Genomic DNA, 24,895 nt, shown 5'->3' with positions numbered 1-24,895 from the left:
GCGCCACGGTGTCGGCCGTCGGGTTACGCCCCCGCGGGGGGCTAACCCGACCTACGGGCCGCGGCGCCGTGCGAGGGGGCGGGGTTGGGCGCGCTGGCACGGCGAATCAGAACGGATCAGCCCTGGCGAGACAGGGCGGGGCGATCCGCTGCCCGGTGGTACCGCTTCGTGTGTCACCGGAGTGCCCTGGCGATTGGCCATCGGCGGCCCTTTTCGCCTTGGAAACGATGCAGCAGCAGCCGAAACGAGGGCGAGGGCGGCAAGACACTAGTAAATACGCGAAAGTCGCGAAAAAGGGCAACTGATCCTGTATCTGTTCGGCCCTTTCGCGTGTTTCGGTGCCTCTGGTCGTTCCAATGCGACGGATCGGTTGTCCTCGACTCGTCGCCTCTGCGCCTTCTCGGGGCCGCGTCGGAGGCCCGTGGCCGTCGATCGGGCCTTGGCGTCCGGCGCGGTGCGGTTTCGTAGACTTATCGTGAGCTGCTGGCGGCCGATCGGCGCCGCCTGGCCATGTGCCGAAGCCGGGGTCGTTGCGGAGGCGGTGCTCGATACAGGGCGAATATGCGAATTTAATAAATCACTTGCAGGATGGTCTGTCAGTCGCCCTTGACGGCAACCAAGATTGACAATTATCAATCAGGCGGTGAATGATGTAATCCCATTGTGGAAAAAAAGCGGACACGAGCCGGAGAATTGCCATGCCGCCATCGACAATTTCCTCATCGCTCGCGAAGGTCCCAGAGGCGCCGCCGCATCCCCCGTGCCTATCGCTCGTCGAAGCCTTGCGAGAGGTCGTGACCCGGTCGCAGCAGGTCCCGCGGGATCCTCAGCGTGCCCCGTCTTTCGTCAGCCAAGATATCGGCCGGGCCGATGTCGTCTGGGTCCGTGGTGGACCGATCGATTTGGAGGCCGCACCCGAGCCGGCGGCGGCGTCATTGATCGTCATGGTCCTACTGGCCGGTCGGGCGGCGGTGCGCCAGGGCGACGAGGTCGTCGAGTTGGGGGCCGGCGCGCTCTGTCTGGTCCGCGGCGCACGGCCGTTGGAGATGTCCCTGACCGAGCCCTTCGAGATGGCCCTCGTCAATGTGCCGGAGCAGGAGTTCGCCGAGCGCTTTCCGCTCTGGCGGGCGGCCCTGATGCGGCCGATCCCAGGTGGCGCCGGCGTCCCGGCCGTGCTCCTCGATGCCGTCCGGTCCTTGCAGCGTTGGCGCGATACCCTCGGTGTCGCCGGCCATCAAGGCATCGCCAACGCGCTCATCGATCTGATCGGGGCGGTGGTGTGCTTCGCCGTGCCGGCCAATGCCGATTGCATCCAGCGTTCCCTGTACCAGCGCGAGCGGGTCAAGCGCTTCGCCCACGAGAACCTGCGCAACCCCGAACTCTCCGTCGAGCAGATCGCCGACGGGGTGCAGCTCTCGCCGCGGCAGATTCACCGTTTGTTCGCGAGCGAACCCATCTCGCTGATGCGTTGGGTCTGGATGCAGCGCCTCGAAAACTGCTACCGGGAGCTACGCGATGCCGGTTCGGCCAGCCGGTCAATCAGCGACATCGCTTACGCCTGGGGCTTCAACGACCAGGCCCATTTCAGCCGGGCCTTTCGTCGTCGCTTCGGCATCGCGCCGCGCGAGGTCCGGCGCCAGGGTCAGCGCGAGGCGCCGCGTGCCGAGCTCACCGACGCTGGCCTTGCGAGGAGATGAGCGCGTCCCTCAGGGTTGCCCGCCGCCGCGCGGTGATGCGGTGCTCCAATCGATGGGGCGGGTCCGTCTGATCGCCCGTGCCACTCGACGAGGATCCCTTGTCACAATTAGGCAATAACCCTGGCGTTCAGCGGCAATACCTGGCCCCAATGCCTTTGGCAGACTTGCCTTGCACCTGGATAAGGCGCAATCGCCGTCGAAGGTCGCCGCCGCGGCCCGGCGAGGCCGAATCGTCCCGGCCAACCGGGCCGACGGCCGATAAGAACGACAGATAACAAGAAGATTGCACAAGGGGGATCGCCTGTCGGGCCGTCGGTCGACAGGTGGCTTGGTTGCGGGGATGGGCGTGATCGGTCTTTGGTCACGCTCCGCCTTTTCCAAGTCGTCCATCTCTCTCCCAGCTCGCAGTGAATCGCCGAGTGGTCCTCGGCGGCGGTGCAGGCCTGCGCCCGCGCCCCGAGGAGGCCGCTCCCCTTTCGGTCAGCCAAGCCCCCGAGAGAGGGATAGATAGCCAAATGAAGAGTCCAGTCACGTCTTCCGCCGTCAGCATCGGCCCGATCTACCGGGTCGCCGCGGGGCTGTTCGCCCTGCTGTTGATCTCCTGTAGTCCCAACACCGAGACGCGCGTCTCCGAGGCCGCCGACGGCGCACCGGCGAGCGGCGCGAACTACTCGCCGGCCATCTACGTCGGCAAGCAGGTCTGCATGGAGTGTCATGCCCACGCCGAGGAGCACGTCAGCCAGACTGCCCACGGTAGGGCCTTCGACCTCAATCCGCGCAACGAGAAGGAGCAGCAGGTCTGCGAGGCCTGCCATGGGCCCGGCTCCCTGCACGCCGAGGAGACCTGGGACAAGGACCTGATCATCGGCTTCACCCGCACCTGGGGGACCCCGGTGGAGAAGCAGAACGCCCAGTGCCTGAGCTGTCATCAAGGCGGGCAGCGGCTCCATTGGGTCAATTCGACGCATGATGCCAACAATCTCGCCTGCTCGGACTGCCACAACCCGATGTACGACTATTCGGCGACCGGGGATCTGAAGAAGAAGAGCATCGCCGAGACCTGCTACACCTGCCACGCGCAGCAGCGCGCCGAGTTCAAGCGCCGCTCGCACATGCCGGTGCCCGAGGGCAAGATGAGCTGCGAGGACTGCCACAACCCGCATGGCTCGCCGACCAGCCCCCTGCTCAAGGCGGACAGCGTCAACGAGGTCTGCTACCAGTGCCACGCCGAGAAGCGCGGCCCCTTCATCTGGGAGCATGCCCCGGTGCGCGAGCGTTGCACCAACTGCCACCTCCCGCACGGCTCGAACCACGACAAGCTGCTGGTCACGGCCCGACCCTTCCTCTGCCAGCAGTGCCATAACCAGTTCTTCCACCGCAGCACCTTCTACAACGCCAGCAACACAGCCGATGGCAGCGCACCCAGCCAGCGCGTCATCGGCCGTTCCTGTCAGAACTGCCATACGCAGATCCATGGCAGCAATCACCCCTCCGGTGCGAGGTTCCAGCGATGAGCCGAAGCCGCACTCGTATCGTTCGCTCTACCGGCCGCTCGAAACTCGCCCTGTCGCCGAGGTCTGCCGCTATGACAACGACATTCCGCCTGAAGCTCCTGACCTGCTGCGTCGGCGCCGCGCTCGCCCAGACGGCGGCCGTGACGGTCCAGGCCGACTCCGCCGTCGGCGTGGACACCATGCTCGGCAATGCGCTGAATCCGACGACCCTCAATCGGATCGATGTGCTCGACCCCGAGGGGCTGGATGTCAAGCTGCACTCGCGCACGCCGACCGGTCAGCTCTACGATTGGGATCCCCTGCCGAAGGAGCAGTCGACGACCTCGTCCGGCTGGGTCTATTCGGGCTCGATCGAGGTCGGGGGGATCGTCGTCTCCGGCGACGAGGACAATGCCTGGTTCAGGAAGTACAAGGATCTCGACACGGGGCTCTATCTCAACAATTTCGAGTTCCAAGCCCACAACCCCGACAGCGCCGGCTATCTGGAGGCCCTCGGTGGCGGGTTGGGTTACGACGACCAGTTCTACGGGCTCGAGTTCGGCCGCTACAACGACTGGCGCGGCAAGGTCTTCTACAACGAGACCCCGCACGTCTTCACGAGCCGTTACCGGTCGCTGTGGACCGACACCGACAGCGGCTATCTGTATCTGAAGGACCTGCCTGCCGGCGGCGACCCGTCCGGGGACGCGGCGACGACGCGCGCCAACATCGCCTCCGAGCTGGACCAGACGGGGTTCTCCGAACTCGGCATCGTGCGTCAGAAGGGGGGGCTGAGTCTCGACAAGCGCCTCAACGATCGCTGGCAGTTCCTCGCGACCTACAGCAAGGAGAACCGCGAGGGGTCGCGACCCTTCGGCGTCATCTTCGGCGGCGGTGGCGGTGGCGGTGACATCGAGATCCCCGAGCCGATCGACTACGACACGCATGACCTCTATGCCGGGTTGCGCTACGACGACGGGGTCAACAACCTGAACCTCGGCGTGACGGCCTCGCTGTTCCGCAACAACATCGATACCTTCACGTTCGAGAATCCGCTGACCATCTCGGTGAACAACGCCGTCGCCGGGGTCCCCGCGACCGCCTTCACGACCGGGACCTTCGACCTCTATCCCGACAACGACTACTGGAACGTCAAGGGCGAGTATGCCCGTTCGATGCCGGAGTTCTGGCAGGCGCGGTTCACGGCGCTCGCCTCGTTCAGCTGGCTGCGTCAGGACGACGACCTGATCGCCCCGACCAGCAATTCGCTGACCGGTGGCTCGATCGGCGGGATCCCGACCGACGATGTCTGGAACACCACGGCCGCCCTGTCGCAGCAGTCCGCCGATGCGGCGATCGATACCATGCTCTTCGATGTCGGCCTCTCGCTTCGGCCGGTGGACAAGTTGGACGTCAAGGGCAAGATCCGCTACTACGAGACCGACAACGACACCGAGTATTGGGCCTGCAACCCGCTCACCGGTCAGTGGGGCATGCTGATCAACGACGGTAGCGGTGCCGATCTGGAGTCGGCCTACGCGGCCGCCGGTTGCGACCTGGCCGCGGCGCGGGCGCTCGGCCTCACGCCGTCGAACCCCGCCAATCCGATCCGCAACATCCCGTTCGACTACAGCCAGACCAACTACGTCCTGGGGGGTGACTACCGCCTGACCCCGGGCTCGACGCTGAACCTGACGCTGGAGCGCGAGGAGTACGACCGCAACCATCGCGAGCGGGAGGAAACCTGGGAGAACATGGTCAAGCTCGGCTATGTGAACCGCGGCTTCGACTTCGGCACGCTGCGCCTCTCGGCCGACTACGGCGAGCGGCGCGGCGACGACTATGTGACCAATCCCTATCAGGCGTTCCGGGCCGCGTCGCTCGGGGAGCCGGATACCTCGGACGGGGCGAACGTGCGGACCTGGATCAACGAGACCACCGCGATGCGCAAGTTCGATCTCGCCGACCGGAATCGGCTGAATCTGAACGGGCGCCTCAATCTGATCGCCACGGAGGCGACGGACGTCGGTCTGACCCTGAATTATCGTGACGACGAGTACCCGAACTCGGATATCGGTCGCACCGACCACGACTATCGGGCGACGGGCACGATCGACGTCAATTTCCAACCCTCCGACAAGCTCGGGCTCTACGGCTTCTACACCTATCAGCAGGGACACATGGAGCAGACGGGTGTGGAGTCCAACACCACCTGCATCATCGGCGTAGACGGCGTCACGGAGGACAATTGGGAGACCGAGTGCGCCAAGCTCGGGGGTCAGATCTACGACCTCGTGGATATCTGGAACACGGAGTCGGACGATCGCTATCACGTCTTCGGCCTGGGCGGGCGGTACGATTTCGGACGGTTCATCGTCAAGCTCGACTACTCGTTCATCACCGGGGTGACCGAGTACAGCTACGACTACAACGCGAGTGTCTTGGGGGGGGCGGAGGATCCTGCGCAGGTCGGCAACGGCTTCTCCGATCTGGAGACCACCCAGCACATCCTCGATCTGAACCTGCTGTACCCGATCTCCAAGAGCCTGGCGATCCGCGGCCTCTATCGCTACGAGTACGGGAAGATCGACGACTGGCACTACGACGGTGTCGAGGGGAATCCGGCGCCGACGAACAACACCGTCTATCTCGACAGCGGTCCCGAGGACTATCACGACCACGTCGTGGGTCTCTTCGTGCAGTTGTCCTTCTGAGGGCGGGGCAAGGCCTGTCCTGAGGGTCCGTCATCACGACAACGGGCGGCGGCCGCGGTCCCGCGGCCGACAATGTCCGAACGTTCAATGCCAGCTTGGAGGATCGACGATTGCGCAATCCAGTCTACCAAGGCGGCGGCCCGCTGACGGGCGCCACCGGTCACGCGCGGCGAGGCCGTCGCCGCACGGCCCTGCGGCTGCTGCCGCTGCTGTCCCTGGTGGTCCTGCCCGCGCCCGGTCAGGCGCGGGACGCCCCCGAGATCATCAGCAACCTCTGTATCGCCTGTCACACGATGGACGGCAACGCCCTGGTGCCGGCCTTCCCGAAACTGGCCGGCCTGCATGCCGAGTACCTCGAGAAGCAGCTCGCCGACTACGCGAGCGGCGCCCGCAAGCACGAGGCGATGCAGGCCTTCGCCAGCGACCTCTCGCGCAACGAGATGCGCGCGCTGGCCGCCCACTTCGCCTCGCAGCGGCGCCACGACGGCGTCGTCACGGATCCGGGCCTCGTCGAGCGCGGCCGCGAGCTCTACCATGAGGGTAACAAGGCCAATGGCGTGCCGGCCTGTGCCGGCTGTCACAAGCCGGACGGCTCGGGCACGCCGCGTTCGGTCATGATCGCCGGTCAGAATGCCCCCTACGTGGCCGAGCAGTTGACGCTGTTCAAGAACGACACGCGTACCAACGACCGCGGCCGGCTGATGCGTACCGTGGCCGGGCGCATGACGCCGGAGGAGATCCAGGCGGTGGCCCAGTATGTTGCGAGCATGCAGTGATGAGAGACAGGCAGCCAGGGGAGCGAATCATGACTGAACGGATGACGACCAGAATGCTCTTGGGGGCGGTCCTCATCGCCGTCGGGGCCGGGCTCGCCGGCGCCGCCGACGAGCCGGCCCAGCCGCGGGCGCCCGGGATCGAGTCGCCGGGCTACGTCTGGAACGAGCGCGAGGAGGAGAAGCTGCTGGCGTTGAAGGCCGAGGGCAATGCGGTCCGAGGCGAGATCTCCTTCGACGTCTGCCAGGGTTGCCATGGCTTCGGCGCCCCGGGCGATGTGGAGGGCTACTACCCGCGCCTCGCCGGCCAGCACGCGACGGTGCTGATCAAACAGATGACGGATGTGCGGGCCGGCCGGCGCGACAACCCGACCGAGTACCCCTTCCTGACCGAGCATGTGATCAGCGTCCAGGAGATCGCCGACATCGCCGCCTACCTCGCCGAGTTGCCGGTGACGCCGGACAACGGCAAGGGCCCCGGTACGGATCTGGAGCGCGGCGAGCTCCTCTACCGCAACGATTGCCTGAGCTGTCACGGCCCCGATGGCCTGGGCGACGCGGAAGACTTCTACCCGCGCGTCTCCGGTCAGCACTACGCCTATCTGCTGCGCGAGTCGCGCGACATCCGCGACGGGCGGCGGCGCAACGCGAACCCCGAGATGGTCGAGGTCATCGAGGGCTACACGGACGACGATGTGATGGCGGTCTCCGATTACATGTCGCGGCTGCCGCTCAAGGGGGCGGCGCCGGGCGAGGCGGCCGTCGACGCCCAGTAAGTGACCTGACTCGAGAACGACCGGCGCATCTTCTTAGGACTACGAAACACGCGAAACACGCGAAAAGACTGAGTACGAATACGACTGTCCGCTGTTTTTCGCGACTTTCGGTGCGTAGTTTCTGGTCTTCCCCGCGCTCGTGTCGGTCGTCTCTGCACCGTTCCTGAAGCGGTGCTCACGGAAAAGGGGTGACCACAGGGATGTAAGGCGGTGGCTTGCCGCCAGCGCTCTCGTATCGTCTCGGCGAGACGGGCGCTGGGCGCCGGGGGGCGGCACAGGGACGTGCCCGCCCGGCGTGTCGCCGAACGGGTTATAGTGCCCCCGTTCCACCGGGCGACGGGCGGCCGCCGCGTCGCCGGGCGGTGGATCGCCAGCGCCCGAGCCCGAGATGATCCACGATCGAACCCTGTCCCTGAGCGGCGAGCGCCTCGCCGCCGTCTATCGCCTCGCCTGCCGGCCCGAAGAGGTCGAGGCGCGCGCCCGCGCCATCTGCGTCGAGCAGACCGTCGAGTTCCCCGAGGCGCTGATCGACGACCCGGCGATCCGCGCCCAGATCATCGGCGAGATCGCGTCGCTCGCGCCGCTCGACGGCGAGCGCTTCGAGGTCGTGATCCGCTACCCGGTCGAGGTCGCCGGTCGCGAGCTGACCCAGCTCATCAATGTCCTGTTCGGCAACGTCAGCCTCCAACCCGGGGTGCGGCTGCACCGCGTCAGGCTGCCCGAATCGCTGCTCCGCCAGTATCGCGGCCCGCGCTTCGGCGCGCCCGGCCTGCGCGATCGGGTCGGGGTCCAGGGGCGGCCGCTGCTGTGCACCGCGATCAAGCCGATGGGGCGCTCGCCCGAGGCCCTCGCGGCGCTCGCGTACCGGCTTGCGCTCGGCGGCATCGACCTGATCAAGGACGACCACGGCCTCGCCGACCATGCCTTCTGCCCGTTCGCCGAGCGGGTCGCGCGCTGCGCCGAGGCGGTCGCGCGGGCGAACCGCGAGACCGGCGGGCGCAGTCTCTACCTGCCCAATGTCACGGCCCCGGCCGATGAGATCGTCGGGCGCGCCCGCCAGGCCAAGGCGGTCGGGGCGGGCGGGCTCCTCGTCTGCCCCGGGCTCGTCGGCCTCGATGCGCTGCGCGCGTTGGCCGACGACGACGCGCTGGCGCTGCCGATCCTGAGCCACCCGGCCTTCCAGGGGGCCTACTGCGTGAATCCGGATGCGGGCCTCTCGCACGGCGTCCTGTTCGGTCAGCTCAACCGGCTGGCCGGCGCCGACGCGGCCATCTTTCCGCACTGGGGCGGGCGCTTCGCCTTCACGCAGGCCGAGTGCCGCGACCTCGTCGACGGGGCGACCTGCGCGATGGGCGCGATCCGCCCGATCCTGCCGGTGCCGGCCGGGGGGCTGCGCCTCGAGCGGGTCGAGGAGCTCGGCGACTTCTACGGCCGCGACTGCATCCTGCTGATCGGCGGCGACCTGCATGCCCAGGGGCCGGACCTGGTCGCGACCTGCCGGCGCTTCGTCGCGCGGGCCGAGGCCGCCGCGGGGCCGTAGCGCATCCCGCCGTCCACGATCGCGCACAATCGCCCGCCGGCGTTCAGGCGGCGCGCAGCGCCGTGATGCGCAGATCCCCGTCGCCGGGGCCGGTCTCGACGCGTGCCTCGACGCCGAAGAAGCGCCGCAGGTTGGCCTCGGTCAGCACGGTGTGCGGTGCCCCGTCGGCGCCGACCCGTCCGTCGGCGAGCAGGATCAGCCGGTCGCAGAAGCGCGCGGCCAGTGTCAGGTCGTGGATCGCGGCGACGACGAGCCGACCGCCACGGGCGAGGTCGCGGACCAGCTCGAGGACCGCGAGCTGGTGGCAGAGGTCGAGGTTCGCGGTGACCTCGTCGAGCAGCAGGACCCGGGTCTCCTGGGCGATCGCCCGGGCGATGATCGCGCGCTGGCGCTCGCCGCTGGAGAGGGTGTCGACGGGCCGCTCGGCGAGGGCGGCGATGCCGGTCTGGACCATCGCCCGGCGGATCCGCGCGAGGTCGGCCTCGCCCGGGACCTCGAAGCGCCCGAGATGCGGGTTGCGGCCCATCGCGACGATCTCCTCGACGCGGAAGGCGAAGCCGATCCGGGTGTCCTGCGGCACCAGCGTCACGCGCTGGGCCAGCGCGCGGCGGCGATAGCCGGGCAGGGGGCGGCCGTCGAGCGCGATCGTACCGCCGCTCGGGCGCATCAGGCCCATCAGGAGCTTGAGCAGCGTCGACTTGCCGGCCCCGTTCGGGCCGATCAGGCCGACCATCGGCCCGGGGGCGAGGTCGAGGTCCAGGCCCGCGAGCACGGCCCCCCGGCCATAGTCCATCGTCAGATTCCGTATCCGAATCATCCCGTTCGCCTCTGTCCTGGCGGACCTTCCGGTTGAACCTAATAGCGGCAGTTGGACGGTGCACGAGGTGCGCCGCGCGCGACGTGCGGCGGGTGCCGTAGCGGCCTTCACCGAGCGGGTGAGCAGGACCCACGTAGAGCCTCCGCGCGATTTCAACCACTTGGATCCATGATGAAGCGGTCAACTGCCGTTCTTAGGTTGAAACCCCCGGCCGTGCCTCCACCCTTTGCGCGTACATCGATAATTCCTACTATTTCGCTCTGGAGGACACCGCCCATGACCGCTGCCGTTACCGTCCCGTTGGACAACGAAGGGTTTCTCCTCGATCGCGACGACTGGAGCGAGGAGGTCGCGATCGAGTTGGCCCGCGCCGACGACTTCGAGATGACCGACCAGGTCATGGGCTTCATCCGCGAGGCGCGCGCGATGTACGACGAGGACGGGGTCGTGCCGCCGATCCGAATCTTCGCGAAGAAGCAGAAGGTCTCGACCAAGGACCTGTACGACATCTTCAAGAAGGGACCGATGAAGCTCATCTGCAAATGGGGCGGCCTGCCGAAGCCGACCGGCTGCGTCTGAGGGGTCCGCGCACCGCTGCGCCGCGCCGTTGTGTTTTCCCGTCGCATCAGCCATCGGTTTAGCCATCGAGGCCGCGCCGCTGTTGGCGCAGCAGCAGGAACAGGAAGAAGGGCGCCCCCATCGCCGCCGTGACGACGCCGAGCGGGATCGCGTGCTCGCCGAGGAGGCCGCGCAGCAGCAGGTCGGCGAGGACCAGGATCCAGGCCCCGGTCAGCGCCGAGAGCGGCAGCAGCGCCCGGTGCTGCGGTCCGACCAGGAGCCGCACGATGTGCGGCACCACGAGCCCGATGAAACCGATGCCGCCGGCCACGGCGACGGCCGCGCCCGTGAGCAGGGCCGTCGCGACGAGGAGCAGGAGCCGGGTCCGTGCCACGTCGACGCCGGTCGCGGCCGCATGGACCTCGCCGACCAGCAGGGCGTCGAGCTCGCGCTGGTGGCTCGTGACCAGTGCGAGCCCGAGCGCGAGCACAGGCGCGATCAACGTCACATGATCCCAGGTGGCCCCGTCGAGGCCGCCCATCGTCCAGTAGACGATGGTCCGTCCCACCTCCCAACTCTCCAGCGCGATCGCGAGCACGAACGAGCTCATCGCGACGTTGAAGGCACCGACCGCGATGCCGGCGAGGAGCAGGGTCGCGAGCGGCGTGCGCCCGCCGTGGCTCGCGATCGCGTAGACGACCAGGAGGGTCGCCAGCGCGCCGGCGAAGGCGCCGAGCGGCAGCGCCCAGACCTGGGTCGCCGACAGGCCGAGGAAGATCGTCAGCACGGCCCCGAGGCTCGCCCCCGAGGAGACGCCGAGCACGCTCGGCGAGGCGAGCGGGTTGCGGAAAAGCCCTTGCAGGACGGCGCCGCTCAGGGCCAGCGCGGCGCCGACCAGGGCGCCGGTCAGGACCCGCGGCAGGCGCACCTGCCAGAGGATCGTCTGTTGCCAGGTCGCCTGCGCGCCGCGGCCGCCGCCGAAGAGCGAGAGCAGGTCGGCGACCCCGATCCGGGCCGGCCCGATCAGGGTCGCGGCCACGAGCGTCGCCACCAGCGCCAGCAGCAGCGTCGCGAGGACGGCCGGCAGCCGGTTGCGGCGCGGTTCAGCGGGCGGCATCGGCGAAGGCCTCCGGGTGCAGCAGGCGGGCGAGGGCCTCGACCCCGGCGACGCGGAACTGCGAGCCGGACGTGACCCAGGCGCCGCGCAGCGCATGGAGGCGCCCGTCGCGCACCGCCGGGACCTGGCGCCAGGCCGGCGCGTCGCGCAGCCAGTCGACCTCGCCGGCACCGCTGCCCGACCAGTCGCTGACGATGATGACCTCGGGTTGCAGCGCGATCGCGAGCTCCGGCGTCACGCGCCGATGGCCGGTGATGCCGGTGTCGCGGATCACATTGTAGCCGCCGGCGAGCGCGATCATCTCGTCGGTCAGGCTGCCCGGGCCGCCGGTCGAGCCGCTGCGGCTGTAGAAGAGGACGCGCGGCGCCGGCCGCCCGGCGACCTGTCGTGCGACGTCGGCGAGGCGCCGGCGCAGGTCGGCGACGAGGGCCGCGGCGCGCGGCTCCGTACCCAGGATCGCGCCCAGGGTCTCGATGTTGGCGATGACCTCGGCGAAGCTGTCGAAGGCGGCGAAGCGGGCCACCGCGACCCCGGCGCGCAATAGGAGCCGCACCGCGAGCGCGTCGCTCAGGGTCGAGACGATGACCAGGTCCGGGCGGGGCGCGAGCAGGGCCTCGATGTCGCCGGCGATGCGCGGGATCGTCGCCGGGTAGTGGCCGGCGACGTTCGAGATGCCGGCATCGTCGACCAGGTGGGTGACGGCGACGACCCGCTCGGGCGCGACCAGGCCGGCGAGCATCTCGTCGCCGGCGAGGATCGCCGAGACGATCCGCGTCGGCGGCGCCGTGAGGGTATGCGCGCGCCCGAGCGGGTCGATCAGGCGCTTCGGGAAGCCCTCGCCGACGACTTGGGTGCCGCCCAGGTCGCCACCGGCGACGAAGGCGTCGCTCGGCGGGTCGAGCAGGGTCAGGACGAGGACCAGGGCCGCCGCCGAGACGAGCGCCAGCGCCCAGGCGCCCCCTGAGATCCGGGCCATGGCCGTCAGTCCTCGAGCCGGAAGACGACCGGCACCGTGACCGTCGCGGCGATCGCCTGGCCGCGGCGTAGGGCCGGGTGGAAGCGCCAGCGCCGCACGGCCGCGAGCGCCGCGTCGTCGAGCGCCCGTGCGCCGCTGCCGCGGCTCACCTCGGCATGGCCGACCCGGCCGGAGTCGAGCACCGCGACGCGGATCAGGACCCGCCCCTCGATCCCCTGGCGGCGGGCCAACCGCGGATACGCGGGGCGGGGATTGCCCGGCAGCGGCCGGGCCTCGCGGTCCACGCCGACCCCGCCCTCGCGACCGCTGTCGTCCCCGGCATGTCCGCCCTCGTCGCTGCGCCGCGTGGCGGTACTTGCGTGCTCCACGGCGCGCTCCGTGGCGCGCTCGGTCGGCCGCTGGGTGGGGCGTTGGCCCGGCGCGCGCGGTCGGGTCTTGGGCTCGGCCGGCGCGCGCTCGTCGGCCTGGGTCGCCGTGGGCGGCGGTGTCGGCGCATCGGGCCGTGGCGCGACCTCGGTCATCGTCTGGGTCGCCGTCGGCAGCGGCGCGGGCCGGGTCGGCGCCTCGGGCGCGACCGCCGTCACGCGCGGTGCCGCGGCGGCGCCGAGCGACAGGGTCCCGACCCTGAGGCCGCCCTGGCCGCCGCTCGCCGGTGCGAGCGGCGGCGTCGCCGCGAGCCAGGCCCAGGCGAGCAGGCCATGCAGTGCGAGCGCGAGCCCGCCCGCGAGGGTCCATTGCCGGCCGCTGAAGGTGCCACCGTCAGTCATCGGCGTGGGGTCTCTCGGCGATGGCCACGAGCGCCAGCCGCTCGGCGCCGACGGCCCGCAGCCGCCCGAGCAGGTCCAGGACCACGCCGCTCGGGGCGCCGCCGTCGGCCTCGATCTGGATCGCGGGCTGGGTCTCGGCCGCGGCCAGGCGTGCGTCGATCGCGGCCGCCAGTGCCGCGTCGCTCAGCACCTGGCCATCGAGGCCGAGTCGCCCATCGGCCGCGAGCTGTACCCGGATCGGCCCGTCGAAGGGTTCGCCGGGGCGCGCCGCCTGGGGCGGGGCGACCTCCAGCGGCGCGACCGGCTCGAGCGTCCCGGCGAGCAAGAAGAAGATCAACAGCAGGAAGACGATGTCGACGAGCGGGCCGATCGGCTCGCGCGGGCGGTACGATGGGCGTGGCGGGAGTCTCATCGGTCGGTGTCCCCGACGTCATCGGCGGCGCGGCGCTCGAGCAGGAGCGGATCGGTGACCCCGGCGGCCGCGAGCGCATCGAGGACCCGTACCAGCCCCTGGAGCGGCAGTCCGGGCGCCGGCTGCAGCAGCACGCGCGGCTCGGGGTCGCGTGCGCGCAGCTTAGCGAGTGCCTCGGGGAGGCCGGCGAGGGTGGCCGGGGTCCCATTGACGTCGAGCCGCCCGGCGGCATCGACGCGCACCAGCACCGCGCCGGCCAGGCCACCGCCGCCGGCCGCCGGCGGGTCGATGGGGATCGCCCGGGGCGTCTCCAGCCGTGCGACGAGCATGAAGAAGACCAGCAGCAGGAAGACGACGTCGACCAGCGGGGCGAGCCGCAGCCCGCGTCTGGGTCGGGCGAGGGGCTCAAGGTGCATCGGCCTGGACGCGCGGCGGGGCGGTGATCGGCGTGGCCGGGAGGGCGCCGGTGAAGAGGCGCGTGACGGCGTCCTCGGCATCGTGACGGATCCCCTCGACGACCGACTCGATCCAGTGCACGGCGGCGGCGGCCGGGATCGCGATGGCCAGGCCCGCGGCCGTCGTCAGCAGCGCCTCCCAGATGCCGCCGGCCAGCAGCGCGGGATCGGCGCGCCCGCCGGCGGCCTCCAGTTCGCGGAAGGCGTCGATCATCCCGAGCACGGTGCCGAGCAGGCCGAGCAGCGGGGCGAGCGTGGCGATCACATCCAGGCCGCGGGCATGGCTGGCGAGGCGCTTCTGCTGGGCGGCGGCCTCGCGCAGGACCTCCTCGCGCACGGCCGGTGCGGGCTTGCCGCCGCTCCCCGCGAGGCCCCGCATCGCCGCCGCGAGGATCGGGGCGATCGGGTTCGGGGTCGCGGCGAGGCGCGCCTGGGCCTCGCTCGTGCGACCTGATCGCCAGAGGGCCAGCGCCTCGCCGACGAAGCCGCGGGCGCCGACCCGCAGGCGCGCGAACTGCAGGAGCTTGAGCAACATCAGCGTCAGGGCGACGACGGAGGCGACGGCCAGGATCGCGAGGATCGGCCCGCCGTCCTGGAACAGCCCGAGCAGCCGCTCGGTCATGGCATCGAGTCCCACGGCGGTCGGACTCGCGGCCGTGGCAAGGTGGGTGGACGAGGGCTCCATCGCCGGTCTCCGGGTCAGCTGCGGTCAGGGTCGGTGGCCAGCGCGTCGCGACCCTGCCCGCGACGCCGGCGGACAGGCGGCGCTCAGGGCGGGATCGGGCAGATCGGGGGAGGGGAGATCGACTCGGGCGCCCGTCGATCTGGCCGTCTCGGTGCCGCAACGCGTTCACGGCATCGCCAAAACGGCAGACCGCACCGTCGGCGCACCCCGGCCGGCGGTTAGGCGATGCAGGCGATGGCCGGTCTCCTGGCTCGCGGGTCGCTGCCCTCGGCTCGGCCTTCCCGGTCGCGAAACGGACCAGTGGCATCGTCTGAGCCGGGGCTCGCCGCCTACAGTTGCGGGGGCAGCCAGGGCATTGGAGGAGGCAGCGTTGCCGTCCGCACCCTGTTCCCATTTCATCCCCGATGAGGGGAACCATCGTGGCCAAAATAAACGAAAGGGCGAAGGGGATTCAAGGGCACCGCGACGAATTCGAGGCGCTGACCCAAAAGGTCGGGGACGCACGCCGTACGCTGCGCGTCTCAGGCGGGCGGTGCACCGCCCAGCCGACCGCTCAGCCGCAGGCCGTCGCGCAGGCTCAGCGCGAGCAGCGCGATGTTGACGGCTCCGGCGACGAGCTCAACGGCCTGGACGGCGTAGAAGGGCGCATCGAACTCGCCGGCGCGCGCCTTGACGGACAGAAACAACGCGCAAGGGATCAGGACCAGCAGGCCGTTCGCGGCGACGATCGGCATGCGTCGGCGCTTCGCCGCGACCCGCTTCGCGGTCCGGCGCTTCGCGAGCGCCAGGCCTGACCCTCCGGCGGTCGCGAGGGCCGGGATGAGCAAGAAGAATCCCCAGGGGATCGCCGTCTTGACCGCGACGACGGTCGCCGGCTGGCCGAGGGTCTCGGCGATCAAGGTGGCGAGCCAGAAGGTCAGGATCGTCAGGAGCGCCAGCGCCGCGGCGATCCGATGGACGTGTTGCAGCATGATCGAACTCCGTACCGGATTAAACATAGCAAGCTATATAACATTGCATTGCTGGCTATGCAAATGGTACGAAGGGTCATGGGATTCATCCGAGACCAGTCGGCGGGCTATCTCGCCAACCATATGGCGCGGCTCTTCGCGCGCGAACTCCAGGCCCGGATCAAGCCGCTGGGCCTGAGCATCGGCACCTTCCCGGCGCTGCTGGTCCTCTGGGAGGGCGATGGCCTCACCCAGCGCGAACTGATCGAGCGCCTCGACATCGAGCAGCCGACGATGGCCAACACCCTGGCGCGGATGGAGCGTGACGGCCTGGTCGTCCGCAGGAAGGATGCCGCCGACGGCCGCGTCCAGCGGATCTGGCTGACGGCGGCGGCGCGCGCCCTCGAGGCGGCCGCCACCGCGGCCGCCGACGAGGTGAACGACCGTGCCCTCGCGGTACTCTCGCCGGGCGAGCGCGCGAGCTTCGTCGATGCGATGTGCCGAATCATCGCCGCGTTGCAAACGGGGGTGCCGGACGACGCGGCGGGCAGGTCGCCTTGATCCCTCGGGGCGCGTAACCCGACAGCGGGCCACGCGGCGGCCAGCGAGGCCGCTGTCGGGTTACGGCGCGCGCGGGCCTATTCGTTGTCAGCGACCGCCGTGCGGCGCGCCTAACCCGACCTACGGGTCGTGCCGATGTCGCCGGAGCCGTAGGTCGGGTTAGCCCCTCGGGGCGTAACCCGACGGCCGGCGGCGCGGCGCCCGCCGAGGCCGCCGTCGGGTTACGGCGCGCGCGGGCCAATTCGTTGTCAGCGATCGCCGTGCCGGCGCGCCTAACCCGACCTACGGGCCGTGCCGATGTCGCCGGAGCCGTAGGTCGGGTTAGCCCCTCGGGTCGTAACCCGACGGCCGGCGACGCGGCGCCCAGAGGCCGCTGTCGGGTTACGGCGCGCGCGGGCCTATTCGTTGTCAGCGATCGCCGTGCCGGCGCGCCTCACCCGACCTACGGGCCGTGCCGATGTCGCCGGAGCCGTAGGTCGGGTTAGCCCCTCGGGGCGTAACCCGACGGCCGGCGACGCGGCGCCCGCCGAGGCCGCTGTCGGGTTACGGCGCGCGTGGGCCTATTCGTTGTCAGCGATCGCCGTGCCGGCGCGCCTCACCCGACCTACGGGCTACGGGCCGTGCCGATGTCGCCGAAGCCGTAGGTCGGGTTAGCCCCTTGGGGCGTAACCCGACGGCCGGCTGAAGATGGCGGGGCATTCGCGCCCCGCACGGCGACGGGTGCGCGAGGCGTAACCTATTCCTCGGCGCGTTTGAAGGCGTCGCAGAGCTGTTTCTGGATGTTGCCGGGCACGGGCTCGTAGTGGCTGAGTTCGATGTTGTAGGTGCCGTTGCCGCCGGTCATCGATTTCAGCCGCGATTCGTAGCCCTCGAGTTCGGCCAGTGGGACCTCGCCCTCGACGATGATGCGCCCGTCGCTGCGCGATTCGCTGCCGCTGATGCGCCCGCGCCGCCCGGAGAGGTCGCCGGCGATGTCGCCCATCGCCTGGTTCTGGGCGGCGATGCGGATCTTGACGATCGGTTCCAGGACCACCGGGCGGGCCTTGTCGATGGCGTCGAGGAAGGCCTTGCGCCCGGCGGTGACGAAGGCGATGTCCTTCGAGTCGACCGGGTGGTGCTTGCCGTCGTAGACCGAGACGCGGAGGTCCTGGAGCGGATAGCCGGCGATCGCGCCCTCGTCGAGGACCTGGCGGACGCCCTTCTCGATCGACGGGATGAACTGGCCGGGGATCGAGCCGCCGACGGTGGCGTCGACGAACTCGAAGCCGCCCCCGCGCTCGAGCGGTTCGATGCGCAGGAAGACCTCGCCGAACTGGCCGGCTCCGCCGGTCTGCTTCTTGTGCCGGTGGTGGCCCTCGGCCGGCGCCGCGATCGTCTCGCGGTAGGGGATGCTCGGGGGCTTGGTGTCGACCTCGACGTGGAACTGATCGGCGAGGCGCTTGAGCAGGACGCGCAGGTGCTGCTCGCCTAGGCCGCGCAGGACGGTCTCGTTGGCCGAGGCGTTGTGCTCGATGTGCAGGCAGGGGTCTTCGGCCTGGAGCTTGTGCAGGGCGTCGGTGAGCTTCTGCTCGTCGCCGCGCTTGATCGGGTTGATGGCCAGCCCGAACAGCGGCACCGGGCACTCGATCGATCTGAGGTGGTAGTGGTCCTCGTCGTGGGAGTCGTGCAGCACCGCGTCGAAGTGGATGTCCTCGACCCGCGCCACGGCCAGGATGTCGCCCGGTACCCCTTCGGCGACCTCGATCTGCTCGGCCCCGTGGAGGCGATAGAGGTGATTGACCTTGAAGGGCTTGCGGGCGTCGCCGATGAAGAGTTGGCTGTCGGTCGCGATGCGGCCCTGGTGGATGCGAAAGACGCCGAGCTTGCCGCGGAACGGGTCGTTGACGACCTTGAAGACATGGGCGATCGCATGCAGGCGCGGGTCGGGCGTGACCTGGACCGGGGTCATCCGGGCCCCTTCGCCCTTCATGAACGGCGGCGGATTGCCCTCGGCCGGGTTCGGCATCAGTCGCACCAGGATGTCGAGCAGCTCGGGGATGCCGGCCCCGGTCTGGGCCGAGACATAGCAGATCGGGATCAGGTGTGCCTCGCGCAGGGCCTCCTCGAAGGCATCGTGGAGCTGCTCGGGCTCGAGCGCCTGGCCCTGCTCCAGATAGACCTCCATCAGCGCCTCGTCGACCTCGACGACCTGGTCGATGATCCGGCTGTGGGCCTCCTCGACCGACGAGAAGTCGGTCGCCTCGCCGCCCGGGCGGAAGAAGCAGTCGATGACGCGCTGGCCGCCGTCGGCCGGCAGGTTGATCGGTAGGCACTCGCTGCCGAAGGTCTCGCGGATCTCGTCGGTCAGGGTGGCGAGGTCGGCCTCCGGGGCGTCGATCTGGTTGACGAGGATCATCCGGCACAGATTGCGCCGGTCGGCGGCCTTCATCATCCGGTGGGTGACGGGCTCGATGCCGGCCCGGGCGTTGACGACGATGACCGCGGTCTCGACGGCGGTCAGGGCCGAGATCGCGCGACCGAGGAAGTCGGGCGCCCCGGGGGTGTCGATCAGATTGACGTGCTTGCCCTGGCTGTTGCAGCTCGTGATCGCGACGTCGAGCGAGTGGCGCAGCTCCTTCTCGAGGGCGTCGTGGTCGCAGACGGTCGTCCCCTTCTCGATCGAGCCCGGCGCGGCGATGGCGCCGGTGGCGGCGAGCAGCGCCTCGACGAGGGTCGTCTTGCCGGAGCCGGCGTGGCCGACCAGCGCGATGTTGCGGACGTCCTCGGCATCGTAGTCTGACATGAGTAGAACCTTTATTCCGAGCTTGAAAGGCAAGGCGCATCGCGATGCGCCACGACGAAAAGGCTGTGGTGACAAACGCACGTCATTGTATCGTAACTCGCTGAGCGAGGATCCTAGGCGGCGTCGAGGCAGAAGCGGCGGATCAGCCCCCGGAGCAGCTCGATCATCGGCGCGATGCGGGCGGCCTCGAGGTACTCGTCCGGCTGGTGGGCCTGGGCGATGTCGCCTGGGCCGAGGACGATGGTCTCCAGGCCGAGCGCGTTGAAGAAGGGCGCCTCGGTGCCGAAGTTGACCGCCTCGGCCGGGTGGCCGGTCAGGGCCTCGGCGGCCTCGACGATCGCCGAGTCGGCCGGCGTCTCGGCCGGCGGGATGCTCGGGAAGAGGGCGGTGACCTCCCATTGCAGGCCACGCGCGGCGGCGACCGCGGCGACCCGCCGCTCGAGCCCGGCGCGCAGCGCCTCCGGGGTCAGCCCCGGCAGCAGGCGCAGGTCGAGGTGCAGCTCGCACTCGCCGCAGATGCGGTTGGCGTTGTCGCCGCCGTGGATGTAGCCCGGGTTGATCGTCGGGTAGGGGATCGCGAAGGCCGAGTGGCGGTGCTGCGCGGCGAGCTCCTCGCGCCACGCGAGCAGCTCGGTCAGGACCGCGTGCATGCCCTCCAGTGCGCTGAGGCCGAGGCTCGGGTCGCTGGCATGGCCGCTGCGCCCGACGAGGCGGATCGCCTCGCCCATGACGCCCTTGTTCAGCCGCACCGGGCGCAGCCCGGTCGGCTCGCCGATCAGGGCGTAGCGCCCGAGCGGGCGGCCGGCCTCGAGCAGGGCGCGGGCGCCGTGCATCGCCGACTCCTCGTCGGCGGTGGCGAGGATCGTCAGCGGTCGGCGCAGGGCCTCGGGGGCGAGCCCGCGGGCGGCCTCGATCGCGAGGGCGAAGAAGGACTTCATGTCCGAGGTGCCGAGTCCGTAGAGGCGGCCGCCCTCCTCGGTCAGGCGCAGCGGGTCGTGTCGCCAGAGGTGGCCGTCGAAGGGCACGGTGTCGGCATGACCAGCGAGCACGAGTCCCTCTGGGCCATTCGGGCCACGGACGCCGCCCCCGAGGGTGGCGATCAGGTTGGCCTTGTCCGGCCGCCCGGGCAGCGCGAGGATCTCGACCGCGAAGCCGGCATCGGCGAGCCAGGTGGCCAGCAACTCCAGCAGCGGCCGATTGCTCTGGTCGCGATCGGGCTGGCTGCTGCTCACCGACGGGGTGGCGATCAGCCCTTCGAGCATCTGGCGCAAGGACGGCACGGGTCGGGACATCGTCTGTCTCCTGGGCGGCGCTCGGTGCGGGCGCCCGACGGGTGCGGCGAGAGGGGTATCGGCCAGCCCCCTATGGGCGGGTGGCGCTTCGGCGTAGAATCTGCGCGACCAGCGGGCTCGCCGCGTCCCCGCTGGTCGCGATGGATGCCAGATTAGCCCCTGCGAGCCGCCCCAGCCAGTGCCCTGTCAGATCCGCCCCGCCGTCGTCGCCGACCTCGATGCCCTCGTCGCCCTGGAGCAGGCCTGCTTCGCGAGCGATCGGATCTCGCGGCGCCAGTTCCGCTACATGCTCTCGCGGGCCCGGGCCAAGACGTTGGTCGCCGAGGACGCCGGACAGATCCTCGGTTACGTGATGCTGCTCTTCAGCAAGGCCACCGCGGTGGCGCGGCTCTACTCGATCGCGGTCGGCGCGGCGGCGCGCGGTCGGGGTGTCGGGCGGGCCCTGGTCGGCGCCGCGGAGCAGGCCGCCTGGCAGGCCGAGCGGCCCTTCGTCCGGCTGGAGATCCGGGTCGACAACCAGGCCTCGCGCGCCCTCTTCGAGGGGCTCGGCTACCATCAATTCGGTGTCCTCTCGGACTACTATGAAGACCACATGGAGGCCGTGCGCTACGAGAAGATGCTGACCCCGGCCCCGTCGCCGGCGCTGACCCGGGTGCCCTTCTACGAACAGACGCTGGACTTCACCTGCGGTTCCTCGGCGCTGATGATGGCGATGAAGGCCCTGGAGCCGGCGCTGACCCTCGATCGCACGCTGGAGCTGCGGATCTGGCGCGAGGCGACGACGATCTTCATGACCTCGGGCCACGGCGGTTGCGGCCCGTTCGGCCTGGCGCTGGCCGCCCTGCGGCGCGGCTTCGCCGTCGAACTCTATGTCAACGACCGCGGCGTGCCGCTCGTCGACTCGGTGCGCAGCCCGGAGAAGAAGGAGGTCATGCGCCTGGTCCACGAGGACATGCTCGCCGAGGTGACGCGGCTGGGCATCCCGCTGACCTACGCGACGTTGACCCTCGAGGAGCTGCTCGCGCGCTTCGAGGCGGGGGCGATGCCCCTGGTGCTGATCAGCTCCTACCGGATCTACGAGGAGCGGTTTCCCCACTGGGTCGTCGTGACCGGCTTCGACGAGCACTTCGTCTATGTCCACGACCCCTATATCGACTACGAGAACGGCGAGACGCCGTCGGATTCGATCAACATGCCGATTCAGAAGAGCGAATTTCGCCGCATGGCCCGCTACGGTCGGGCCGGCCTACAGGCGGTGGTGCTGATCTCGCGCGGCGAAGACGAGGCCGGGCGCACCGATGGCTGAGCACATCCTGCTCGTCGAGCAGCCCGCGGACTGGAAGCCGGGCTTCCCGCGCCTGCCGGTCGTCACCGCTCGCGACTACCTGGCGAGCGGCGACTACTCGGCCCACAAGCAGCTGCGCGTCATCAACCTGTGCCGCAGCTATCGCTATCTCAGCATCGGCTATTACTGCTCGCTGCTCGCCGAGGCCCGCGGTCACAAGGTGATCCCGACCGTGCGCACGATCCAGGACCTCTCCAGCCGCGACATCTACAACCTCTCGACCGAGGAGCTCAACGCCCAGGCGCAGAAGTCGCTTGGGCGACGCAAGGGCGGCCTGGTGCCGACCGGCTACGAGCTGACCATCTTCGTCGGCCACTGCGGGGTCAAGGAGCTCGAGCCGCTGGCGCGGCAGATCTTCGAGGCCTTCCGCTGTCCGATCCTGCGGGTCGAGTTCCGCCTGCATGGCACCTGGCGTATCGGCGGGATCAAGGCGCTGCCGATCGACGGCCTCTCCGGCGAGCAGGAGGGCGAGTTCTTCGCCGCGCTCGAGCGCTATCTATCGCAGCGCTGGCGCCAGCCGCGCGCGCGGCTCACCTACAAGTACGACCTGGCGATCCTCCACGACCCGGCCGAGGAGCTGCCGCCGTCGAACCCCAAGGCGCTGCAGCGCTTCGTGCGCGCCGGCAAGGCCCTCGGCGTCAATGTCGAGCTGATCCAGCGCAAGGACTACGGCCGCCTGGCCGAGTACGACGCCCTGCTGATCCGCGAGACGACCCAGATCGGCCATCATACCTTCCGTTTCGCGAAGAAGGCCGACAGCGAAGGGATGGCGGTCATCGACGACCCGGACTCGATCCTGCGCTGCACGAACAAGGTCTATCTCGCCGAGCTGCTCGAGGCCAACCGCGTGCCGCGGCCCAAGACCCTGATCCTGCGCCGCGAGAGCCTGCTCGATGCCGAGGCCGAGATCCCCTATCCGATCGTCGTCAAGATCCCCGAGGGGTCGTTCTCGCGTGGGGTCTTCAAGGCCGCCGACCGCGCCGAGCTCCAGCGCATCGCCGCGAAGCTCTTCAAGCAGTCCGACCTGATCCTCGCCCAGGAATACCTCTATACCGAGTTCGACTGGCGCATCGGCATCCTCGGGCGCCGGCCGCTCTACGCCTGCAAGTACTTCATGAGCGAGGCCCACTGGCAGATCGTGCGCCACGACGGCGATGGTCATCACGAGGAGGGGCTGTTCGAGACGGTCGCCGTCGAGGACGCGCCGGCCGCGGTCGTGCGCGCGGCGCTCAAGGCGGCCAACCTGATCGGCAACGGCCTCTACGGCGTCGACGTCAAGGTGACCGCGCACGGCCCGGTCGTCATCGAGGTCAACGACAACCCGAACCTCGACGCCGGCATCGAGGACAAGGTGCTCGGCGACGACCTCTACCGGGCCATCATCGGCGAGTTGGTCGCGCGGCTCGACCGGCGGCGTGGCGCCCCGCGGTGACGCGACATGACCGCCCGCCGCCGCACCGATCTCCCGGCCCTGCTTGCGTCGCTGACGCGCTACCGCGACCTGATCGACGACTGGCCGGCCTTCTGCGAGGCGATCGCGCGGCCGTTGCCGACCTGCCTATGGGCCAACCCGGCGCGCATCGCGGCCGGGGCGCTGGCCGAGCTGCTGGCCGGGGAGGGGATCGCCGCCGCGCCACTGGCCTGGCGGGCGGACGGGCTGCGCCTTGCGCCCGGGGTGCGCTCCGGGCGCCACTGGTGGTACTGCGCCGGGCTCGCCCACGCCCAGGAGGAGGCCTCGCAGCTGCCGGTGACCCTGCTCGATCTCGCCCCCGGCCAGCGCGTGCTCGATCTGTGCGCCGCCCCGGGCGGCAAGACGGCCCAGATCGCCTTTGCCCTCGGCAACCGCGGCACCCTCGTCGCCAACGACCTGGCCGCGGAGCGGATCAAGGCCCTGGTCGGCAATCTGGATCGCTTGGGGATCGTCAACACGACGGTGACGCGCGGCGACGGGGCGAACTTCCCGACCGCGGCCGGTCAGTTCGACCGGATCCTCGTCGATGCCCCCTGCTCGAGCGAGGGCACGCTGCGCCGCAACCCCGACCGCGCCGCCGACCTCGACGTCGCCCTCTCCGAACGGCTCGCCGCTCGCCAGCGCGCGCTGCTGCGCAAGGCCGTGCAGCGCTGTCGGCCGGGTGGGCGCATCGTCTATTCGACCTGCACCTTCGCGCCGGAGGAGAACGAACTGGTCGTCGCCGACATCCTCGCCGAGCAGGGTGGGCGGTTGCGGCTGTGCGCCGCCGAGGTGCCGGGGCTGAAGACGGCGCCGGGCGTCACCGCCTGGGCCGGGCGGACGCTCGATCCGAGCCTGGCGCAGTGCCTGCGGCTCTGGCCCCACGACAACGACACCGGCGGCTTCTTCGTCGCTGTCCTGGAGAAGGATCCGACCGTGCCCGGCGAGCCGGAGCCCGCGCCCGCGGTGCTCGCGGTTGAGCCGGGCGACGAGGACTGGGTCGAGGCCCTGACGGACCGCTACGGGTTGCCCGAGGGGCTGTGGCGGGACCTGCGGATCCAGCGCCAGACCCGCCGCGGGCTGCACCTGGTCGCCGCCGATCACCGCCCGCCCGTGGCGCCCGGCGCCGAGGGCCGCGGACTCTTCTTTCAGCGGACCAACATCCGCCCGCCGAAGCTCACGACGGCCGGCGCCCTGCTGCTCGGCAGCCAGGCCACTCGGCACCGCCTGGAACTGACGGCGACGCAGCGCGATGCCTATCTGGCCCGCGAGGACCTGGTGCCTTCTGCCCAACAGGTCGCCGAGGCGGCCCCCGGCCAGGTCATCGTCACCTATCGCGGCTTCCCACTGGGGCTGGCCATCTGGCACCGCTCCGGCACGCTCGCAAGCCTGTTCCCGAGCCGCTGGAGCGGCTGCGCCGGCGCCCCGGCCGCGCGCTGACGAAGGGTGGGGCTTGGAGGGGTAGGGAAGTGGGGCGGCCGTCGGGAACGAGTCGGAAACGGGGTGCGGCCTCGACATGATGTCGCACGCTGTTGCTACCTGGCAAGAAGAGGCTCGCGCAGAGACGCAGAGGCGCAAAGTGAAGAAAGAGCATTGATCGATGTCACCAGTGCGCTTCTCCTCTTCTTCTCTGCGCCTTTGCGCCTCTGCGCGAGATATCTTTTCGCGGCCACGCCTTCGCCATTCTTACAGCCCGTTGACGCAGCGGACGATTCCGTTTTTCATGAGCGCGGCG

Annotated in this window: 21 protein-coding genes and 1 riboswitch; of the genes, 11 read left to right on the top strand and 10 right to left on the bottom strand. The window is 70.0% G+C overall.

The genetic code is table 11. The features are described 5' to 3' along the window. Window positions 1-902 precede the first annotated feature (902 nt). The 6 genes from CKO41_RS14645 to CKO41_RS14620 all read left to right on the top strand — a co-directional run bounded on the left by CKO41_RS14645 (window position 903) and on the right by CKO41_RS14620 (window position 8,993). On the top strand, window positions 903-1,697 hold the full coding sequence (locus tag CKO41_RS14645) for a helix-turn-helix domain-containing protein (RefSeq protein ID WP_242464351.1): 795 nt from the start codon (window positions 903-905) through the stop codon (window positions 1,695-1,697). Between the two features lie 515 nt (window positions 1,698-2,212). Next, window positions 2,213-3,211, top strand: a complete 999-nt coding sequence (locus CKO41_RS14640; protein WP_200250012.1) for a DmsE family decaheme c-type cytochrome — start codon at window positions 2,213-2,215, stop codon at window positions 3,209-3,211. A gap of 71 nt (window positions 3,212-3,282) precedes the next feature. Then, window positions 3,283-5,904 carry an MtrB/PioB family decaheme-associated outer membrane protein gene (locus CKO41_RS14635; RefSeq protein ID WP_200382879.1) on the top strand — a complete coding sequence of 874 codons (2,622 nt, stop codon included), beginning with the start codon at window positions 3,283-3,285 and terminating at the stop codon, window positions 5,902-5,904. A gap of 110 nt (window positions 5,905-6,014) precedes the next feature. Then, window positions 6,015-6,680 (top strand): c-type cytochrome, encoded by a 666-nt coding sequence (locus CKO41_RS14630; protein ID WP_242464350.1) that lies wholly within the window; start codon window positions 6,015-6,017, stop codon window positions 6,678-6,680. 41 nt (window positions 6,681-6,721) lie between these two features. After that, window positions 6,722-7,453: a c-type cytochrome gene (locus CKO41_RS14625; RefSeq protein ID WP_242464349.1), complete on the top strand. Its 732-nt coding sequence runs from the start codon at window positions 6,722-6,724 to the stop codon at window positions 7,451-7,453. Between the two features lie 388 nt (window positions 7,454-7,841). Next, window positions 7,842-8,993 carry a RuBisCO large subunit C-terminal-like domain-containing protein gene (locus CKO41_RS14620; protein ID WP_200250009.1) on the top strand — a complete coding sequence of 384 codons (1,152 nt, stop codon included), beginning with the start codon at window positions 7,842-7,844 and terminating at the stop codon, window positions 8,991-8,993. A 43-nt stretch (window positions 8,994-9,036) separates the two neighbouring features. Here the strand turns inward: CKO41_RS14620 and CKO41_RS14615 are convergent, their stop codons facing one another. Further along, complete coding sequence (locus tag CKO41_RS14615; RefSeq protein WP_200250008.1) at window positions 9,037-9,810, bottom strand: ABC transporter ATP-binding protein; 774 nt, start codon at window positions 9,808-9,810, stop codon at window positions 9,037-9,039. Window positions 9,811-10,086: 276 nt separating this feature from the next. Between CKO41_RS14615 and CKO41_RS14610 the strand changes: the two genes are divergently transcribed. Continuing rightward, window positions 10,087-10,389 carry a TusE/DsrC/DsvC family sulfur relay protein gene (locus tag CKO41_RS14610; RefSeq protein WP_200250007.1) on the top strand — a complete coding sequence of 101 codons (303 nt, stop codon included), beginning with the start codon at window positions 10,087-10,089 and terminating at the stop codon, window positions 10,387-10,389. A gap of 58 nt (window positions 10,390-10,447) precedes the next feature. On the opposite strand, the gene CKO41_RS14605 is transcribed toward CKO41_RS14610, so the two are convergent. The 7 genes from CKO41_RS14605 to CKO41_RS14575 all read right to left on the bottom strand — a co-directional run bounded on the left by CKO41_RS14605 (window position 10,448) and on the right by CKO41_RS14575 (window position 15,751). Beyond that, window positions 10,448-11,485: a FecCD family ABC transporter permease gene (locus CKO41_RS14605; RefSeq protein ID WP_200250006.1), complete on the bottom strand. Its 1,038-nt coding sequence runs from the start codon at window positions 11,483-11,485 to the stop codon at window positions 10,448-10,450. Further along, a complete protein-coding gene (locus tag CKO41_RS14600) occupies window positions 11,472-12,461 on the bottom strand; it encodes an ABC transporter substrate-binding protein (protein ID WP_200382878.1) in 990 nt (329 codons plus the stop codon). The genes CKO41_RS14605 and CKO41_RS14600 overlap by 14 nt, the downstream gene beginning before the upstream one ends. Before the next feature lie 5 nt (window positions 12,462-12,466). Beyond that, window positions 12,467-13,228 carry an energy transducer TonB gene (locus tag CKO41_RS14595; protein WP_200382876.1) on the bottom strand — a complete coding sequence of 254 codons (762 nt, stop codon included), beginning with the start codon at window positions 13,226-13,228 and terminating at the stop codon, window positions 12,467-12,469. Beyond that, window positions 13,221-13,640, bottom strand: coding sequence for an ExbD/TolR family protein (locus CKO41_RS14590; RefSeq protein WP_200255552.1), 420 nt, complete (start codon window positions 13,638-13,640; stop codon window positions 13,221-13,223). The genes CKO41_RS14595 and CKO41_RS14590 overlap by 8 nt, the downstream gene beginning before the upstream one ends. Continuing rightward, a complete protein-coding gene (locus tag CKO41_RS14585) occupies window positions 13,637-14,056 on the bottom strand; it encodes an ExbD/TolR family protein (protein ID WP_200255554.1) in 420 nt (139 codons plus the stop codon). Before CKO41_RS14585 ends, CKO41_RS14590 begins: the two co-directional genes overlap by 4 nt. Beyond that, window positions 14,046-14,780, bottom strand: coding sequence for a MotA/TolQ/ExbB proton channel family protein (locus CKO41_RS14580; protein ID WP_242464348.1), 735 nt, complete (start codon window positions 14,778-14,780; stop codon window positions 14,046-14,048). The genes CKO41_RS14585 and CKO41_RS14580 overlap by 11 nt, the downstream gene beginning before the upstream one ends. 219 nt (window positions 14,781-14,999) lie before the next feature. Continuing rightward, window positions 15,000-15,214: riboswitch (cobalamin riboswitch) on the bottom strand. 87 nt (window positions 15,215-15,301) lie between these two features. After that, window positions 15,302-15,751 carry a hypothetical protein gene (locus tag CKO41_RS14575; protein WP_200253809.1) on the bottom strand — a complete coding sequence of 150 codons (450 nt, stop codon included), beginning with the start codon at window positions 15,749-15,751 and terminating at the stop codon, window positions 15,302-15,304. A 78-nt stretch (window positions 15,752-15,829) separates the two neighbouring features. On the opposite strand from CKO41_RS14575, the gene CKO41_RS14570 reads away from it, so the two are divergent. Next, on the top strand, window positions 15,830-16,291 hold the full coding sequence (locus CKO41_RS14570) for a MarR family winged helix-turn-helix transcriptional regulator (protein WP_200253811.1): 462 nt from the start codon (window positions 15,830-15,832) through the stop codon (window positions 16,289-16,291). A 736-nt stretch (window positions 16,292-17,027) separates the two neighbouring features. Here CKO41_RS14570 and fusA read toward each other — a convergent pair. Together fusA and argE are read right to left on the bottom strand one after the other, a co-directional pair. Beyond that, window positions 17,028-19,073 (bottom strand): elongation factor G, encoded by a 2,046-nt coding sequence (gene fusA, locus CKO41_RS14565; protein ID WP_200253813.1) that lies wholly within the window; start codon window positions 19,071-19,073, stop codon window positions 17,028-17,030. Between the two features lie 113 nt (window positions 19,074-19,186). Beyond that, window positions 19,187-20,365, bottom strand: a complete 1,179-nt coding sequence (argE, locus tag CKO41_RS14560; RefSeq protein ID WP_200382874.1) for an acetylornithine deacetylase — start codon at window positions 20,363-20,365, stop codon at window positions 19,187-19,189. Between the two features lie 178 nt (window positions 20,366-20,543). Here argE and CKO41_RS14555 point away from each other — a divergent pair, with 178 nt between their 5' ends. From CKO41_RS14555 to CKO41_RS14545, 3 genes are read left to right on the top strand one after another with little or no spacing between them, the layout of a single operon-like run. Beyond that, window positions 20,544-21,671, top strand: a complete 1,128-nt coding sequence (locus CKO41_RS14555) for a peptidase C39 family protein (RefSeq protein WP_200253817.1) — start codon at window positions 20,544-20,546, stop codon at window positions 21,669-21,671. Beyond that, window positions 21,664-23,142 carry a RimK family ATP-grasp domain-containing protein gene (locus tag CKO41_RS14550; protein ID WP_200253819.1) on the top strand — a complete coding sequence of 493 codons (1,479 nt, stop codon included), beginning with the start codon at window positions 21,664-21,666 and terminating at the stop codon, window positions 23,140-23,142. Before CKO41_RS14555 ends, CKO41_RS14550 begins: the two co-directional genes overlap by 8 nt. A gap of 6 nt (window positions 23,143-23,148) precedes the next feature. Further along, window positions 23,149-24,600 (top strand): RsmB/NOP family class I SAM-dependent RNA methyltransferase, encoded by a 1,452-nt coding sequence (locus CKO41_RS14545; RefSeq protein ID WP_200382873.1) that lies wholly within the window; start codon window positions 23,149-23,151, stop codon window positions 24,598-24,600. Window positions 24,601-24,895: the final 295 nt, after the last annotated feature.

The organism is Thiococcus pfennigii (assembly GCF_016583835.1).
Taxonomy (GTDB): domain Bacteria; phylum Pseudomonadota; class Gammaproteobacteria; order Chromatiales; family Chromatiaceae; genus Thiococcus; species Thiococcus pfennigii.
Note: the sequence above shows the minus strand (reverse complement) of the source record. Positions and strands in the feature narration are given on the sequence as shown.

Coding starts and splice junctions, on each gene's coding strand:
- CKO41_RS14610 (WP_200250007.1), top strand. CDS start 10,087: ATGACCGCTGCCGTTACCGTCCCGTTGGACAACGAAGGGTTTCTCCTC.
- CKO41_RS14550 (WP_200253819.1), top strand. CDS start 21,664: ATGGCTGAGCACATCCTGCTCGTCGAGCAGCCCGCGGACTGGAAGCCG.
- CKO41_RS14580 (WP_242464348.1), bottom strand. CDS start 14,780: ATGGAGCCCTCGTCCACCCACCTTGCCACGGCCGCGAGTCCGACCGCC.
- CKO41_RS14615 (WP_200250008.1), bottom strand. CDS start 9,810: ATGATTCGGATACGGAATCTGACGATGGACTATGGCCGGGGGGCCGTG.
- CKO41_RS14600 (WP_200382878.1), bottom strand. CDS start 12,461: ATGGCCCGGATCTCAGGGGGCGCCTGGGCGCTGGCGCTCGTCTCGGCG.
- CKO41_RS14585 (WP_200255554.1), bottom strand. CDS start 14,056: ATGCACCTTGAGCCCCTCGCCCGACCCAGACGCGGGCTGCGGCTCGCC.
- fusA (WP_200253813.1), bottom strand. CDS start 19,073: ATGTCAGACTACGATGCCGAGGACGTCCGCAACATCGCGCTGGTCGGC.
- CKO41_RS14625 (WP_242464349.1), top strand. CDS start 6,722: ATGACGACCAGAATGCTCTTGGGGGCGGTCCTCATCGCCGTCGGGGCC.
- CKO41_RS14575 (WP_200253809.1), bottom strand. CDS start 15,751: ATGCTGCAACACGTCCATCGGATCGCCGCGGCGCTGGCGCTCCTGACG.
- argE (WP_200382874.1), bottom strand. CDS start 20,365: ATGTCCCGACCCGTGCCGTCCTTGCGCCAGATGCTCGAAGGGCTGATC.
- CKO41_RS14620 (WP_200250009.1), top strand. CDS start 7,842: ATGATCCACGATCGAACCCTGTCCCTGAGCGGCGAGCGCCTCGCCGCC.
- CKO41_RS14570 (WP_200253811.1), top strand. CDS start 15,830: ATGGGATTCATCCGAGACCAGTCGGCGGGCTATCTCGCCAACCATATG.
- CKO41_RS14545 (WP_200382873.1), top strand. CDS start 23,149: ATGACCGCCCGCCGCCGCACCGATCTCCCGGCCCTGCTTGCGTCGCTG.
- CKO41_RS14635 (WP_200382879.1), top strand. CDS start 3,283: ATGACAACGACATTCCGCCTGAAGCTCCTGACCTGCTGCGTCGGCGCC.
- CKO41_RS14640 (WP_200250012.1), top strand. CDS start 2,213: ATGAAGAGTCCAGTCACGTCTTCCGCCGTCAGCATCGGCCCGATCTAC.
- CKO41_RS14605 (WP_200250006.1), bottom strand. CDS start 11,485: ATGCCGCCCGCTGAACCGCGCCGCAACCGGCTGCCGGCCGTCCTCGCG.
- CKO41_RS14595 (WP_200382876.1), bottom strand. CDS start 13,228: ATGACTGACGGTGGCACCTTCAGCGGCCGGCAATGGACCCTCGCGGGC.
- CKO41_RS14590 (WP_200255552.1), bottom strand. CDS start 13,640: ATGAGACTCCCGCCACGCCCATCGTACCGCCCGCGCGAGCCGATCGGC.